Raw genomic sequence first — 14,965 nt, forward strand, 5'->3', positions numbered from 1 at the left:
AGAACCGCAATAAAAACAACGAAGTTGCAGAAGCAGCCAAATAAAGAAATGAGCCTGATTTTCAGGCTCATTTTTTATGTTTATTTATGGGCAAGTTCGTATTCATTAATCTTATCTTCATAGGTTAAAGTAACACCGATTTCGTCCCAACCATTTAGGAGCATTTCCTTTGGGTATGGAGCGATGTCGAAAGTTAATTCAAAACCATCGTTGTCGTAAACCTTTTGTTCTTCAAGATTTACTGTAAGCGAATAGCCCTCAGTTTCTGCTTTTTTCATTATAGTTTGGACTTGCTCTTCCGTTGCGGCGATGGCAAGGATTCCGTTCTTTACGCAGTTATTTTTAAAAATATCTGCATAGCTAGGCGCGATGATAACCTTAAAGCCAAAGTCCTGAACTGACCAAGGTGCATGCTCGCGGGAGGAGCCGCAGCCGAAGTTTTCACCGGCAACCAGGATAGAAGCACCCTTATATTGTGGTTGATTTAATTCGAAATTCGGATTTGGATTACCGTCATCGTCAAAACGCCAGTTATAAAATAAGAATTGGCCGAAGCCGCTTCGTTCAATGCGCTTTAAAAATTGCTTCGGGATAATTTGGTCTGTATCAATGTTTGAGCGGTTAATTGGACAGACAAGGCCTTGATGTATGCGTAATGGTTCCATTTCTACATAACCTCCTGAGCAGTGAACTTGCGGACATCGACGAAGTGGCCGGCAATTGCTGCTGCAGCGGCCATTTCAGGGCTGACAAGATGAGTGCGGGCCCCTTTACCTTGACGTCCTTCAAAGTTCCGGTTGGATGTGGAAGCACAGCGTTCACCAGATGGAATGATATCGTCGTTCATTCCGAGACACATACTGCAGCCCGCTTCACGCCATTCAAAGCCTGCTTCTTTAAAGATTTGATCCAAGCCTTCTTTTTCCGCTGCAAGCTTGACGCTGAAGGACCCTGGAACGACAATCGCAGTAACCGAAGGGTTAACCTTCTTGCCGCGAACGATGTTAGCTGCTTTACGCAGGTCGCTTAGACGTGAATTGGTACAAGAACCGATGAAGACATGGTCGATTGTTACGCTGGAAATCGGCTTCCTGGCTTCAAGACCCATATACTCAAGGGCACGCTGAATTTCGTCTTTATCACTTGGTTTATCTGTGTCATCCGGGCTGGGCACGTTTGCAGTTACCGGAATACACATTCCAGGATTCGTTCCCCAAGTTACCTGAGGTTCTACTTCTGAAGCTTCGATTTCAACAATTGTATCATAGGTGGCACCTTCGTCTGTTGCAAGGGACTTCCAGTCAGCAGCGGCTTCATCGAAAGCTTCACCTTGCGGAACGTGTCTTCTGCCGCGTAAATATTCGACTGTTGTATCGTCTGGGGAGATAAGTCCGGCTCTTGCACCGCCCTCAATCGACATGTTACAGACGGTCATGCGCTCTTCCATGGAAAATCCACGGATGGTTTCCCCTGTATATTCGATGACATAGCCAGTTCCAAATTTGACGCCGTATTTTCCGATAATCGCAAGGATTAAGTCCTTAGCGGTAACGCCTGTCCCAAGCTTGCCATTGACTTTGACATTCATCGTTTTTGGCGGTGCTTGCCAAAGTGTTTGTGTAGCAAGGACATGCTCGACTTCACTTGTACCGATACCAAAAGCAAGGGCACCAAATGCACCGTGTGTAGAGGTATGGCTGTCGCCGCAGACGATCGTTTTTCCAGGCTGGGTAAGACCAAGCTCAGGACCGATGACATGAACGATTCCGTTATCTGGGTGGTGAAGGTCTGCAAGCGTAATGCCGAACTCCTCACAGTTTTGCTGTAATGTATCGACTTGTTTTTTTGAAATAGGGTCATTGATTACAAGTCGCTGGCGGGTTGGGATGTTATGGTCCATTGTTGCATAAGTAAGGTCAGTGCGGCGAACCTTGCGCCCGGTCATACGTAAGCCCTCGAATGCCTGAGGAGAGGTAACTTCATGAACGAGATGCAAATCAATATAAAGTAAATCCGGCTTTCCTTCTTCTTGATGGACAACATGCCGTTCCCAAATTTTTTGAATGATATTTTTTGGTGTTTGCATAGCTTCCTTCCTCACGTTTATAGATTTTTTGCCTGAAATAGCAGGTAAACTAGTATTCTCTTTAGAATAAACGCCAGGCCAATTCTGCACCAGCCTGGCGGTAACGTCCTTAAATTTAATAGTAGCAGCTTGCGATACACTTAGATGCGTTCAGTGTACGGATGTAGTCGACGATTAATTTTGTCATTTCCTCGGTGCCCACTTTGCGGCCGTTTGGAATCTGCAAATCAGCAGTATGATAGCCGGCATCAAGTACAGACTGGACAGCATCTTCGATAATTTTGGCTTCGTCCTCCAGTTCGAAGGAATATCTTAGCATCAAGGCAGCGGATAAAATCATCGCAACCGGGTTGGCTAGGCCTTTTCCGGCAATGTCAGGCGCTGAGCCGTGAACCGGTTCATAAAGTCCGACGCCAGATTCATTTAAGCTGGCAGAAGGAAGCATCCCCAGGGAGCCTGTTAACACAGATGCTTCATCACTTAAGATGTCGCCGAACATGTTCTCAGTGACAACAACATCGAAAGAAGCAGGGTTGGTGATTAGCTTCATTGCTGCGGCATCGACTAACACATGCTCAACAGACACTTCAGGGTACTGTGCTTTTTTCTCCTCGACGATTTCACGCCACATCTTGCTGGATTCAAGCACATTTGCCTTGTCGACCGAAGTTAGCTTGCCGCGGCGCCCTTGAGCAGCTTGGAATGCCTTATCTACGATTCTTTCAATCTCGCGGCGAGTATAAGCTAGAGTATCGACAACCGATTCGCCATTATCACGCCGTTCACTTGGAGTACCAAAGTAAATACCGCCAGTTAATTCACGGACAATAAGGAGGTCGCTTCCAGAAACGATTTCTTCTTTAAGCGGCGAAGCGTGAAGAAGATTTTTGAAGCCTTTGATTGGCCGTAAATTGGCATATAAATCAAGGGCCTTTCTGATTCCCAAGAGGCCTCGCTCGGGACGCAGATGGGACGGATTGTTATCCCATTTTGGACCGCCGACAGCACCTAAAAGAACGGCATCTGCCTGCTTGCAGGCATCAACTGTCGTTTCCGGTAGGGGAGTGCCGTATTGGTCAATGGCTGCTCCTCCGATTTCATGGGTTTCAAAGCTAAAAGTATGATTATATTCTTCTGCAATCGCCGTTAATACTTCCTTCGCGGAATGCATAACTTCCTTGCCGATACCATCACCGGGAAGTAAGACAATTCGTTTTTTCACTAGAAGCAACCTCCTTATTATTTTTAAAAATTTAGTTCCTAGCTTATCTCTTTATAATGCAGGTTTCAGCACCTGCACCAAAACTTGGATTACAATTGTTTTATAGTGCAGCCGGTTCTTTAACACCGATTTTTTTGTTGAAAAAGACTCGGTTAACCGCGTTGATAAATGCTTTCCCAGATGCCTCAAGAACGTCTTGGGCAGAGCCGCGGCCGCTGACATTGACGCCATTTACGGTCAATTTGACATTTGCTTCAGCCAGGGCATCACGTCCTCGGCCGACTGAGCTTAAACTATAATCTGTTAGATGAATCTCTTCTTTAATAAGAGCATCTAACGTGTTAAAAAGAGCTTCTACACTTCCGGAGCCTGTGCGTGCTGTTTCCACTTTTTCACCATCAGGAGTGGTTAATGCGACAGTAGCTGTCGGCAGGTTAGCTGAAGCATATTGAACCTGGAATGCGACTAATTCATATTTTTTCACATCGAAGCCCGAGGTTTGAATGTCTGTTAAGATCGTGAATAAATCTTCATCCGTTACTTCTTTTTTCTTATCTGTTAAGGACTTAAATGACTGGAATGCCTCATTTAGTTTATCCTGCTCTAATTCAAAGCCCATTTGCTCAATTTTGTCTTTAAAAGCATGACGTCCTGAGTGTTTTCCAAGAACAAGGTCATTGGATCCGACACCAACAAGCTCTGGTGTAATAATTTCATAGGTTAACGTATTTTTTAACACGCCATCCTGATGAATTCCGGATTCATGTGCGAAGGCATTTTTTCCGACAACGGCTTTGTTGCCAGGGACCTTCATTCCTGTAAAGCGGCTGACTAAGTCACTGGTGCGCTTGATTTCTTTTAACACAAGATCGGTTGTGTACGGATAAAAGTCCTGACGAATATTTAATGCCACAGCAATTTCTTCTAAAGCCGCGTTTCCGGCACGTTCACCGATTCCGTTAATGGTGCCCTCGACCTGTGTAACGCCGTTTTCAATAGCAGCCAATGAGTTGGCAACAGCCATCCCCAAGTCATCATGACAGTGGCACGATAATGCTACTTTATGGATGTTAGGCACGTTTTCGCGGATATAGCGGAACATGCGTCCATATTCGGCCGGTGTGGTATAACCAACGGTGTCAGGAAGATTGATGACAGTAGCGCCGGCATCGATTACCTTCGTAATGATTTGAACCAGAAAGTCTAAATCTGAACGTGAAGCGTCTTCTGCTGACCATTCAACCTGCGGGAAGTTTTTCCGTGCGTATTTCACCATTTCAACAGCGGTTTGCACGACTTCCTCAGGTTTTTTCATCAGTTTGTACTGCATATGGATAGGGGAGGTTGCAATGAATACATGCAATCTTGGTTCTGCAGCATCTTTTAAAGCATCCCACGCAATGTCAATGTCCGATTTAGTGGCACGGGCCAGACCTGTGACGGAAGAGTTTTTAATCGTTCTGGCGATGGCTCTTACCGCTTCGAAATCTCCTTGAGAGGAAGCCGGGAAGCCGGCCTCCATAATGTTAACGCCAAACCGTTCGAGCTGTCTGGCAATTTCCAATTTTTCAAGTTGGTTTAAATTTACACCAGGGGACTGTTCACCATCGCGTAAGGTTGTATCAAAGATGTTAACGTGAACCATTTACCACCACTTCTTTCTTTTGATTTACTGGCTTTTTAATAAATGGCATTAACGCACGAAGCTCGCGGCCAACCACTTCGATTTGATGGTTATTTTCGGCACGGTTGATTGCGTTGAATTGTGGGCGGTTAGCTTGGTTTTCTAAAATCCAGCCCTTAGCAAATGCGCCAGTTTGGATATCTTTTAGTACTTCTTTCATACGTGCTTTTGTATCTTCGTTTACAACGCGCGGACCTGATACGAAATCTCCCCATTGAGCAGTGTCAGAGATGGAGTAACGCATGTTTTCAAGTCCTCCTTCATATAGAAGGTCAACGATTAATTTCAATTCATGTAAACATTCGAAGTAAGCAACTTCTGGCTGATAACCTGCTTCAACAAGTGTTTCAAAGCCTGCTTTGATTAGGGCAGTTGTACCGCCGCAAAGAACAGCCTGCTCACCGAAAAGGTCAGTTTCAGTTTCTTCTTGGAATGTTGTTTCTAAAACACCTGCACGGGCAGCGCCGATTCCTTTTGCGTAAGCAAGCGCGATCTCGCGAGCCTGGCCAGTGTAGTCTTGGTAAACTGCATACAGTGCAGGAACTCCAGCACCTTCTGTATAGGTACGGCGAACTAAATGTCCAGGACCTTTTGGTGCAACTAAGAATACGTCAACATCAGCAGGAGGAACGATTTGGCTGAAGTGAATATTGAAACCATGTGCAAATACTAAAGAGTTACCGGCTTGAAGATTAGGCTTGATGCTTTCTTCATATACTTTTGGCTGCATTTCGTCTGGAAGAAGAACCATAACAACATCAGCTTCCGCAGTTGCATCAGCAACAGATTTTACTTCAACACCATCTTCAACAGCTTTATCCCAAGATTTTCCACCGCGTAAACCAACAACTACATCAAAGCCGCTTTCTTTTAAGTTAAGGGCATGGGCATGGCCTTGAGAGCCGTAGCCGATTACCGCGATTTTCTTTCCTTGTAAAACTTCCTCTTGAATATCTCCGTTATATAGTACTTTAACCATTACAATCATCCTTTCAGAATTAAGAGTTATTTTGTTAGTGAGTATGCTGATAATTCATTTACTTGTGGCTGGTGGCCTCGTAAAAAGGCGGTCAGGCCGGTTCTGGCAACTTCTTTAATGCCAAATGGGCGAAGCAAGTCGATTAAGGCATCAATTTTATCAGGCTTGCCAGTAACCTGAACGGTAATGCTGTCTTTACAAACATCCACAATAATCGCGCGGAATGGATCGATGAGCCCGTTAATCTCGCTGCGCAGCTGTGAACCAGATGTTACTTTGATCAGGGCGAGTTCCCGAGCGACAATGGCCTTATCGGTTATATCAGAAACCTTTAAAACATCGATCTGCTTGTTAAGTTGTTTCGTTACTTGTTCAAGGCGCTGCTCATCTTCTACTTCAACCACAAGAGTCATTTTAGAAACGCCTTCGATTTCAGTAGCACCAACGGATATGCTGGAAATGTTAAATTGACGCCTTTGCAGCAGTCCCGTCACGCGATTTAGAACACCGCTTCGGTCTTGAACAGTTAGTGTGATAATTCGTTTCATTCTGGTTTCACCCCAATCATTTCATGAAGCCCTTTGCCAGGAGCAACCATTGGAAAAACTTTTTCCTTCTGAAGGACTCGGGCATCAATGAGAACCGGACCATCATAGGCCATAAGCTCTGGCAGGGAGGCAACTAGGTCTTCTTGGTTATCAATTTTTGCACCGCGGATTCCGTAGCTTTCAGCCAGTTTGACAAAATCAGGCTGGGTATGAAGCAGGGATTCGGAAATGCGATTATCATATTGAAGCTCCTGCCACTGGCGGACCATGCCAAGTGCACCGTTATTAACAATAATGATTTTAACTGGCAGGTTGCGTTCGTAAATGACCGATAATTCCTGCAGTGTCATTTGGAACCCGGCATCTCCGACAATTGCCACTACGGTACTGTCTGGTTCAGCCATCTGCGCCCCAATCGCAGCAGGGAAACCGAAGCCCATTGTTCCAAGTCCGCCCGAAGTAATCCAGCGGTGCGGATGATTGAAGTTGTAGAACTGTGCAGCCCACATTTGATGCTGGCCAACATCAGTAGCGACAATCGCTTCACCATTCGTTACTTTATGAACCGCTTCGATTAGCCATTGCGGGCTCATGCCGTTTGGATCATGCTTATACCAAAGCGGAAAGTCCTTTTTATTTTGATTAAGAGTTTCCAGCCAATCCTCATGTGATGGGGAATCCGCTGCTTCTTCAATCAATTGTGTTAAAGCTGCTTTGGCATCGGCCACAATCGGAATTTGGGTTGGAACGTTTTTGCCAATTTCCGCAGGGTCAATGTCAATGTGCGCAACTTTTGCAAATGGAGCAAAATGCTTCAAGTTTCCTGTTAACCGATCATCAAAACGAGCACCGAAATTGATGAGCAAATCGCATTCGTATAACGCCATGTTAGCTGCATAAGTTCCGTGCATACCGCCCATTCCTAAGGAGAGCGGGCTGTCTGCCGGGAAGGTTCCAAGTCCAAGCAGGGTGGTTACGACTGGAATCTTATGATTTTCAGCAAACGCCGTTAATTCAGCGGAAGCTTTTGCATGGAGAACGCCAGCGCCGGAAAGAATCACAGGCTTTTTAGCTTTTGGAAGGGCCTCAGCAAGCTTCCGAATTTGCAATGGATTCGGTTTAATTGTTGGCTGATAGCCTGGCAGGTCCATGGCAGCTTCTCCTGGGTATGCCGCTAAAATTTCAGAAGAGATATCCTTCGGTACATCAACTAAAACCGGTCCTGGTCTTCCTGTAGAAGCAATATGAAAAGCTTCCTTAACAATTCTCGGCAGGTCGGCTACAGATTGCACTTGATAATTGTGTTTTGTAATCGGCGTGGTAATCGCCATTACATCTGCTTCTTGGAAGGCATCTGTTCCGATGACTGTCCGAGCTACCTGCCCTGTGAAAATCACAAGTGGTAAGGAATCCATCATGGCATCTGTAATTCCAGTAACCAAGTTAGTTGCCCCAGGACCCGAAGTGGCAATGACAACTCCAGGCTTTCCGGTAATTCGGGCATACCCTTCAGCAGCATGAATCATTCCTTGCTCGTGACGGAAGAGGACGTGCTTAATGGATTTTTGTGCACGATAAATCGCATCGTAAATCGGCAGGACGGCACCCCCAGGATACCCGAATAATGTATCAACACCTTCTTTAATTAAAAGATCGATGAGAAGGTCTGCACCTGTTTTTGGTGCCGTACTGGTTTGGAATTCCAGCTTTGCTTCTGCTTTCACGTCATAGTTCCCTCCTTATGGGTAATTGAATATTTAAAAAACTAAATCTTCAACTGTGTTTAAACACAGTAAAAAAGGCCTGTTCTCTCCGAATAAACTGCAGTCAAGTACATCAAAAGCAGAATGTTCGGGGAGAAAAGGCCTTTCATTTTCTCGGTACCACCCGGGTTTTACAGTATCCTTACGAATACTGCCTCATGAAGCGACAACTAATCTAAAAGAAACGCTTCTTTTTGTAACAGGTGCTTTAAGTTGACACCCGGCTATACCTACTGAGTTAAAAACCGTTCAGAATAACACTCAGGGATGATGTCGGAGTAGGTTGTATTACTGGGCTTCCAGCAACCCCAGCTCTCTGAAAATACAAATTCCTACACCTTTATTCCCGTCATTGATTTGACTATTTTATTGTCAAAGATTTTGTTGTAGTACCTTAACTTCTTTAGAGAAGGGGAGGGGTACTAGTGGTTCCCTAAGGGTTTAATAATTCTGTTACTATTTTTTACTTAGATAACTGTCTAGCTCCAGCGCTCAGCGGCTAGTGTCCTTCGCTCTTCTTCCTACGATAAGTCAACATCGAATCGCTATCGCTCTTCGTGTTTCCTTTATCTCAGTCGAAGCGCTCCAGGCCATACGCCGCTAAACGGGCGCTTCCGCTTTTCGGTTTATATTTTCATTACTCCGCCGGTGTTGGCAGAAGTAACGAGTTTTGCATATTTTGCTAGATAGCCAGATTTGATTTTAGGCTCCGGCTTTACCCAATTCTTGCGTCTTTCAGCTAACACAACATCATCCACGACAAGTTCAATTGAACGTGCTTCGAGGTCAATTAATATTTTGTCACCATTTTCAACGAGACCGATTGGTCCGCCTTCTGCAGCTTCAGGTGAGATATGACCGATGGAAATTCCACGGCTTGCACCTGAGAAACGGCCGTCTGTGATAAGGGCAACTTCTTTTCCTAACCCTCGGCCCATAATAGCGGAGGTAGGAGCTAACATTTCCGGCATTCCTGGACCGCCTTTAGGACCTTCGTAGCGGATTACCACTACATGACCGGCTTTTACCGTTCCATTATGAATGCTTTCTAATGCCTCATCTTGGGATTCAAACACAATTGCTTCACCTAAAAATGTTTTAATTGAAGGATCTACAGCGCCAACCTTGATTACGGCGCCATCTGGAGCAATATTTCCATATAGGATGGATAGTCCTCCAACAGGGCTATATGGATTGTCCTTTGTCCGAATAACCGCTTCATTGGTGATTGTTGCGTCCTTCACATTTTCCCGAAGAGTTTTTCCTGTAATCGTTAGGCAGTTATCATGCAAAGCACCTTCGACTTTATAAAGTTCATTAATGATGGCACTTACACCGCCGGCACGATGAACATCGTCCATTGAATAATCAGATGCTGGCATAATCTTGGAAAGGTATGGAACTCTTTCAGCAATTTTATTAATTTCGCGAAGATCATAATCGATACCTGCTTCATGAGCAATCGCTAATGTGTGTAACACAGTATTAGTTGATCCGCCCATCGCCATGTCTAGTGCAAAGGCATTATCAATGGCTTCTCGTGTAATGATGTCGCGAGGTTTAATATCTTTTTTAATTAAGTCAATCAAATGTCTTGCTGCTTGCTTAATTAATTCATGTCTTTCTTCAGAAGTAGCAACCATCGTTCCATTGCCAGGAACGGTCATTCCTAAAACTTCCATTAAGCAGTTCATAGAATTCGCTGTGAACATACCAGAACATGAGCCGCAAGTAGGACAGGCATTGGTTTCAATTTCAAGCAGCTGCTGCTGGCTGATGGTACCATTGTGGTAAGCACCAACACCTTCAAAAACTGAAGTAAGGGAAAGATTTTTTCCTGTTGTTGGTGAAACACCAGCCTCCATCGGACCGCCTGATACAAAAACGGATGGTACATTGGTTCGGGCTGCTGCCATCAACATTCCTGGCGTGATCTTGTCACAGTTCGGAATGTAGAAGACTCCATCGAACCAATGGGCATTGATGACTGTTTCGGCACTGTCCGCGATAATTTCGCGGCTTGGAAGCGAATAGCGCATTCCGATATGTCCCATGGCAATTCCGTCATCTACACCGATTGTATTAAATTCGAAAGGAATACCGCCGGCTTCGCGGATGGCTTCCTTGACTATTTCACCGAAATGATTAAGGTGTTTATGACCAGGGATAATATCAATGTACGAGTTACAAACACCGATAAACGGTTTTTCCAAATCACTCGTTTTGACCCCTGTTGCGTATAGTAAGCTGCGGTGGGGAGCACGATCAATCCCCTTTTTAATCATATCGCTTCTCATTTTACGATCTCCTAACTGACAGGTCATGGTTTGTTTCTTCATATTGACAAGCCATTCCGTTATTAAAAAGAAGAGCCTTTGTCGTTCTCATTTATAAAGAATTGAATAAAGGCGCCAAGAAAAATTTCTTAGTACTTATTGACGATTATCATACAACCAATTAAAGACATGGTCAACACAAAAATCTGACAATTCAAACTAGTTAAACAAACTGGGAGCGTTTACAATCCTTTCATCATGGGGTTATATCGAAAATAAAAAAATTTATGAATTTTTTTATTTGTAGATTTATTGTGGGAATTTAAATTAGAGGGGAGGAAATAAACGGAAACAAAGTTAACTTTTCCTTCCATTAATTATAGTAGAAAAAATGTAGCGGCTTGTATATTTATTCAACTGACTGTTATCGTTACTTGAGCTTTGAAAGATGTTCATATATTTCCTGCAGATTTTTAAAGCCTTTTGTTTCTGCCGCTTTTAGATAATGACTCCAAATCTTGGCTGTCATAAGCGCATCTCCAAGAGCATGATGCCGGTTCTTTATTTCAATGCCGCAGTTCTGGCAGATTTCCTCAAGCGGCCTTGGATTAAAGAATGGGTCTTCGAGCCGAAGCAGGAAGGATGTATCAACAATACGGTGGTCAAAACTACAGCACAGATAATCCCTTGTCATCTTTCTCATAAAATTCAGCTCATGATTGGAGTGATGGGCGACAAGAATATTACTTTTGATAAATTTGAAAAAATTCACCAGTACATCTGCGGGATTAGGGGCATGACGTAATTCTATCTCTTGAATACTGGTTAGTTCAGAAATCTCCTTTGATAGAGGAAGGTCTGACTTTACGAGAGTATAAAAAGTTTCCCCCGCTTTCATTTCTGCTCCCATCATTTTGACCGCTCCAATCGAAATAATCTGATCCCCCTTATCTGGATAAAAACCTGTTGTCTCAATATCAAATACAACTACCGGCAACTCATAGAGGGGGATTTGCAGCGTGTTCGTCTGCTTGAGTTCTTTCTGCAGTTCCCTGAGAAATGCCTGCTGCTGCGGTGAAGAGCTCCACGGCAGGCCAGCGTAAAGATTGGAATTGATTTTTCCGGATAGTTGTCTGAAGAATTGAATCATTTCATTCATTGGCATGGGAATCTTCCTTTTCAATTAACTTTCGGACAGAGTGAAAAAGGGCCGAGCCGTATTTGATAACATCTTTTAATTCTTTCGATTGCTCTCTCGATAAGTGGGCGACAGGCAAATAATGGCCAGAATCGTAATTTGTGTGGTTACAATAGATTAGCCGAAAGTTTAATAATCTAATAAACTGATGTTTGAATAAATCTATATCAATATCGGAAAAATGTAGTTCTGAAAGCTTATCTAGCCGTTCAAGTGTGGGTGTTGTCAGCAGATTCTCTTTGATAGCAATGAGACGGACGGCATTTACGTAAGGTAAGATGCCGATTTCTTTGATGTTTAGCAATCCTGCGTATGGCCCGTGTGTTTCAGTCACTAGCTTTCCGAAAACGTTAATGCCATTTTTGAGATACTTCGTGTTGTTAAGCATTTTTTTAACAAGCTGATCTTTATTTGCATTCTGATAGATTTGATTTTTTAAAGTATCTACAAATTCCTCATCTCCCAATAATGTTCTTGCGTCTATAAAGATTAATAGATAGCGAACAGACTCCCAGGAGAACTCAAGAATCCACTTCATCAATTGCTGATCCCATTCATATAAGGATTTGCACCATAACGGATTGCTGGCCATCACCCCGCCATCACAATAAGAATATCCGGCTTGGAATAACCCCTTTGATATTTCTTTTCCAAGTTCAAGGAAATAAACCTTTGTTTCAACACGATCATCCTGATAAATAATTCCATGATCTTGGTCGCTCCAGATAGACTGTTCAAACCGGCCGGCTGAACCCATGACAAAAAATGTGAAGGGACAGGGCAAAGGTCCGAGCTTTTCAGCAGTTTGCTTTAAGGCTAAATGGATGACCTTTTTCATTATTTCATCGTGGAGTTGATTTAATTTAATGTGATCGTGAGATGCTTGCTTCATTTTGTCATCCCGAAATTTACGGATTTCCATATAGAAGGAGTCCGCCATTAGGTTCCACCCCTTTTAGAAAGAGGAGGCTGCTCTTGACAGCCTCTTTGTAATAAAAAATTTAAGCATTAAGGCGTTGTTCAGATTTCAGTAATTCAGGGTAGCCGTAACTGCCGTGTTCGCTCATATCAAGACCGATAATTTCTTCCTCTTCAGTTACTCTCAGTCCGTTCATTGCTGTTTTCATGATCTTAAGAAGGATAAAGGAGACAATAAAGGCAAAGGCGCCGCACACCAAAACCCCCATTGCTTGAACACCTAGCTGATGCAGGCCGCCGCCATAAAATAATCCCGGCTGCCCAACCATTGCTAATTCCTTTGTGGCGAAGAATCCCGTTGACAGGGTACCCCAAACTCCTGCTGTACCATGAACGGATAATGCTGCAATCGGATCATCAATTTTTCTTTTTTCAAAAAAACGAATGCTGTAGAAGACGAGGATTCCTGCAATAAATCCGATCACCACTGCCGCCCAGGTTTCAACGAATGCGCAAGAAGCAGTAATTGCCACAAGACCTGCTAGTGCCCCGTTAAGCATCATCGGCACATCGGCTTTTCCTAAAACCATCCAAGAGATCATCATCGCCGCGACGGTACCGGCTGCAGCGGCCAAGTTGGTATTGATGGCAACAAAACCGAAAAAGGCTTTGTCAACCGATAACGTGCTGCCAGCGTTGAAGCCGAACCAGCCTACCCATAAAAGCAACACGCTAAGGGCGGTAAATACTTGGTTATGACCGGCAAGATTATTGGCGGAGCCATCCTTATTATATTTGCCGATCCTCGGTTTTAAGATAATCGTAGCTGCCAATGCCGCCATCGCTCCTGTTAAATGAACAACAGTGGAGCCAGCAAAGTCTTGTTTACCATGCTCCGCCAGCCAGCCTCCACCCCAGATCCAATGGGCAATCGGCGGATAGACAATAACGGAAAATAGGAGGGCGAATACGAGATAGGCGCCTAATTTGGCGCGTTCAGCAAATCCCCCAAGGGCGATTGTTAATGAAATGCCTGCAAATGCTAATTGGAATAGGAAGAATACTGAACCTGAAAGCGCCAAACCATCAATTTCATATCCTGAGTAAAAGAAGTCGGAGAAACCAATAAGAGAATTTCCTTTCCCAAAAATGAGGCCATAGCCAACTGCCCAAAATACAATGGAGCCAATACCAAAGGTAAGAATGGTTTTCCCGGCCACATGACCGGCATTTTTCATTCGAGTTGATCCTGTTTCCAAGAGGATGAAGCCACCGATCATCAAGATGACGAGGACTGCTCCCAGCATCACCCACAGACTGTTCATTAAAAATAAAGTATCCATGATTGTTCCTCCTTTAAAGTATGTTAGTATTTGTAACGTTTAGTGTAGTTGTATTGTTACATGTTTTTGTTAGGAGTTCTACAATCCTGTTAGGAATTCTTACATGATTTTTCCTGTTTGGAAGGTCTTCGATGTTGATAGTTGAAACAGAGTCAGCCTAAGACATCAAAAAAGCCCGGCTTCCTTAATGAGAAGCTGGGCCTTTTCGTATCCCGAATTGTGCATTTAGCTGACCTTGTATCATCTTTCTGCGAATTTCTTCCTGGTTTTGTTTCTTTTGTGCTTTTAGCATTTCCTTTCTGATTTCGTGTGTCTGGACACCGTCCTCAATTTTGTTGGCGATATCCACTAGTAGTTCCACGTCTGCGAACGAGTATTTCCGGCTGCCGCCGGCGGTTCTTTCCGGGAAAATGAGTTTGCGCTCTTCATAGTAACGAATCTGTCTTTCGGATAAACCGGTAAGTTCTCTAACAATGCCGATGGTAATGACCTTTTTATCTTTGTAAGATGATTCATTTCCCATGTTTTCTTCTCACCACACTCCATTTTAAGGTCCAATAAATCTTAATATATTTTATGTTATATTTTCTCACATGTAATTGGATTTGACATTTATTTTGTTTTGCTTTGGGAAAAAATTTATCAGGGTAGATAGTGAAACATCCCCCGCGCTTAAAGGTTCTGAAGTTTTCTTAATAATTCGTGTCCCCTTGAGCCCAGGTTTTTCATGAGTTCTTCATATAACTCATCCCGTAATTTATCTAAAAGAAGAATCGTTTTAGCCAATCGAATGGAATTTTTTTGATTCATACGAATCATCCTCTCTAGTTTTATATGAAAAAATTTATCTGAAATTTCGAGTTTTGTCAGGGATTCTGTGAGATTATGTAACATATTTTTTAAAACGGGGTTTGGTAACTTGAAAGGAAACCTTACGGGGGGGGGGGG

Annotated in this window: 13 protein-coding genes; all 13 read right to left on the bottom strand. The window is 43.6% G+C overall.

Annotated elements, in window-relative coordinates; translation table 11 throughout:
• Positions 1–80 precede the first annotated feature (80 nt).
• Positions 81–665, bottom strand: coding sequence for a 3-isopropylmalate dehydratase small subunit (gene leuD, locus KHB02_RS08475; RefSeq protein WP_213146486.1), 585 nt, complete (start codon positions 663–665; stop codon positions 81–83).
• A 2-nt stretch (positions 666–667) separates the two neighbouring features.
• Positions 668–2,086 carry a 3-isopropylmalate dehydratase large subunit gene (gene leuC, locus KHB02_RS08480; RefSeq protein ID WP_213146487.1) on the bottom strand — a complete coding sequence of 473 codons (1,419 nt, stop codon included), beginning with the start codon at positions 2,084–2,086 and terminating at the stop codon, positions 668–670.
• 115 nt (positions 2,087–2,201) lie between these two features.
• A complete protein-coding gene (gene leuB / locus KHB02_RS08485; RefSeq protein WP_213146488.1) occupies positions 2,202–3,308 on the bottom strand; it encodes a 3-isopropylmalate dehydrogenase in 1,107 nt (368 codons plus the stop codon).
• A 100-nt stretch (positions 3,309–3,408) separates the two neighbouring features.
• Entirely contained in the window at positions 3,409–4,953 is a 1,545-nt protein-coding gene (locus KHB02_RS08490) for a 2-isopropylmalate synthase (RefSeq protein ID WP_213146489.1), read from the bottom strand.
• The gene (gene ilvC, locus KHB02_RS08495) at positions 4,940–5,971 is read right to left on the bottom strand and encodes a ketol-acid reductoisomerase (RefSeq protein ID WP_213146490.1); all 1,032 of its coding nucleotides are present in this window, start codon (positions 5,969–5,971) and stop codon (positions 4,940–4,942) included. Before ilvC ends, KHB02_RS08490 begins: the two co-directional genes overlap by 14 nt.
• 26 nt (positions 5,972–5,997) lie before the next feature.
• Positions 5,998–6,519 carry an acetolactate synthase small subunit gene (gene ilvN, locus KHB02_RS08500; protein ID WP_213146491.1) on the bottom strand — a complete coding sequence of 174 codons (522 nt, stop codon included), beginning with the start codon at positions 6,517–6,519 and terminating at the stop codon, positions 5,998–6,000.
• Positions 6,516–8,243, bottom strand: coding sequence for an acetolactate synthase large subunit (ilvB, locus tag KHB02_RS08505; protein ID WP_213146492.1), 1,728 nt, complete (start codon positions 8,241–8,243; stop codon positions 6,516–6,518). The genes ilvN and ilvB overlap by 4 nt, the downstream gene beginning before the upstream one ends.
• Positions 8,244–8,908: 665 nt before the next feature.
• Complete coding sequence (ilvD, locus tag KHB02_RS08510) at positions 8,909–10,579, bottom strand: dihydroxy-acid dehydratase (RefSeq protein ID WP_213146493.1); 1,671 nt, start codon at positions 10,577–10,579, stop codon at positions 8,909–8,911.
• 409 nt (positions 10,580–10,988) lie between these two features.
• Positions 10,989–11,723, bottom strand: coding sequence for an exonuclease domain-containing protein (locus KHB02_RS08515; protein WP_213146494.1), 735 nt, complete (start codon positions 11,721–11,723; stop codon positions 10,989–10,991).
• Positions 11,710–12,696: a DUF294 nucleotidyltransferase-like domain-containing protein gene (locus tag KHB02_RS08520; protein ID WP_213146495.1), complete on the bottom strand. Its 987-nt coding sequence runs from the start codon at positions 12,694–12,696 to the stop codon at positions 11,710–11,712. Before KHB02_RS08520 ends, KHB02_RS08515 begins: the two co-directional genes overlap by 14 nt.
• A 61-nt stretch (positions 12,697–12,757) precedes the next feature.
• Positions 12,758–14,017 (bottom strand): ammonium transporter, encoded by a 1,260-nt coding sequence (locus KHB02_RS08525; protein ID WP_213146496.1) that lies wholly within the window; start codon positions 14,015–14,017, stop codon positions 12,758–12,760.
• A 184-nt stretch (positions 14,018–14,201) separates the two neighbouring features.
• A complete protein-coding gene (locus tag KHB02_RS08530) occupies positions 14,202–14,540 on the bottom strand; it encodes a MerR family transcriptional regulator (RefSeq protein ID WP_213146497.1) in 339 nt (112 codons plus the stop codon).
• Between the two features lie 149 nt (positions 14,541–14,689).
• A partial coding sequence (locus KHB02_RS08535) for a hypothetical protein (protein WP_241113782.1) occupies positions 14,690–14,965 on the bottom strand: 276 nt, incomplete at its 5' end.

Source organism: Neobacillus citreus (assembly GCF_018343545.2).
Classification (GTDB): Bacteria; Bacillota; Bacilli; order Bacillales; family Cytobacillaceae; genus Neobacillus; species Neobacillus citreus.

Coding starts and splice junctions, on each gene's coding strand:
- leuD (WP_213146486.1), bottom strand. CDS start 665: ATGGAACCATTACGCATACATCAAGGCCTTGTCTGTCCAATTAACCGC.
- leuC (WP_213146487.1), bottom strand. CDS start 2,086: ATGCAAACACCAAAAAATATCATTCAAAAAATTTGGGAACGGCATGTT.
- KHB02_RS08490 (WP_213146489.1), bottom strand. CDS start 4,953: ATGGTTCACGTTAACATCTTTGATACAACCTTACGCGATGGTGAACAG.
- ilvC (WP_213146490.1), bottom strand. CDS start 5,971: ATGGTTAAAGTACTATATAACGGAGATATTCAAGAGGAAGTTTTACAA.
- ilvN (WP_213146491.1), bottom strand. CDS start 6,519: ATGAAACGAATTATCACACTAACTGTTCAAGACCGAAGCGGTGTTCTA.
- ilvD (WP_213146493.1), bottom strand. CDS start 10,579: ATGAGAAGCGATATGATTAAAAAGGGGATTGATCGTGCTCCCCACCGC.
- KHB02_RS08515 (WP_213146494.1), bottom strand. CDS start 11,723: ATGCCAATGAATGAAATGATTCAATTCTTCAGACAACTATCCGGAAAA.
- KHB02_RS08520 (WP_213146495.1), bottom strand. CDS start 12,696: ATGGCGGACTCCTTCTATATGGAAATCCGTAAATTTCGGGATGACAAA.
- KHB02_RS08525 (WP_213146496.1), bottom strand. CDS start 14,017: ATGGATACTTTATTTTTAATGAACAGTCTGTGGGTGATGCTGGGAGCA.
- KHB02_RS08530 (WP_213146497.1), bottom strand. CDS start 14,540: ATGGGAAATGAATCATCTTACAAAGATAAAAAGGTCATTACCATCGGC.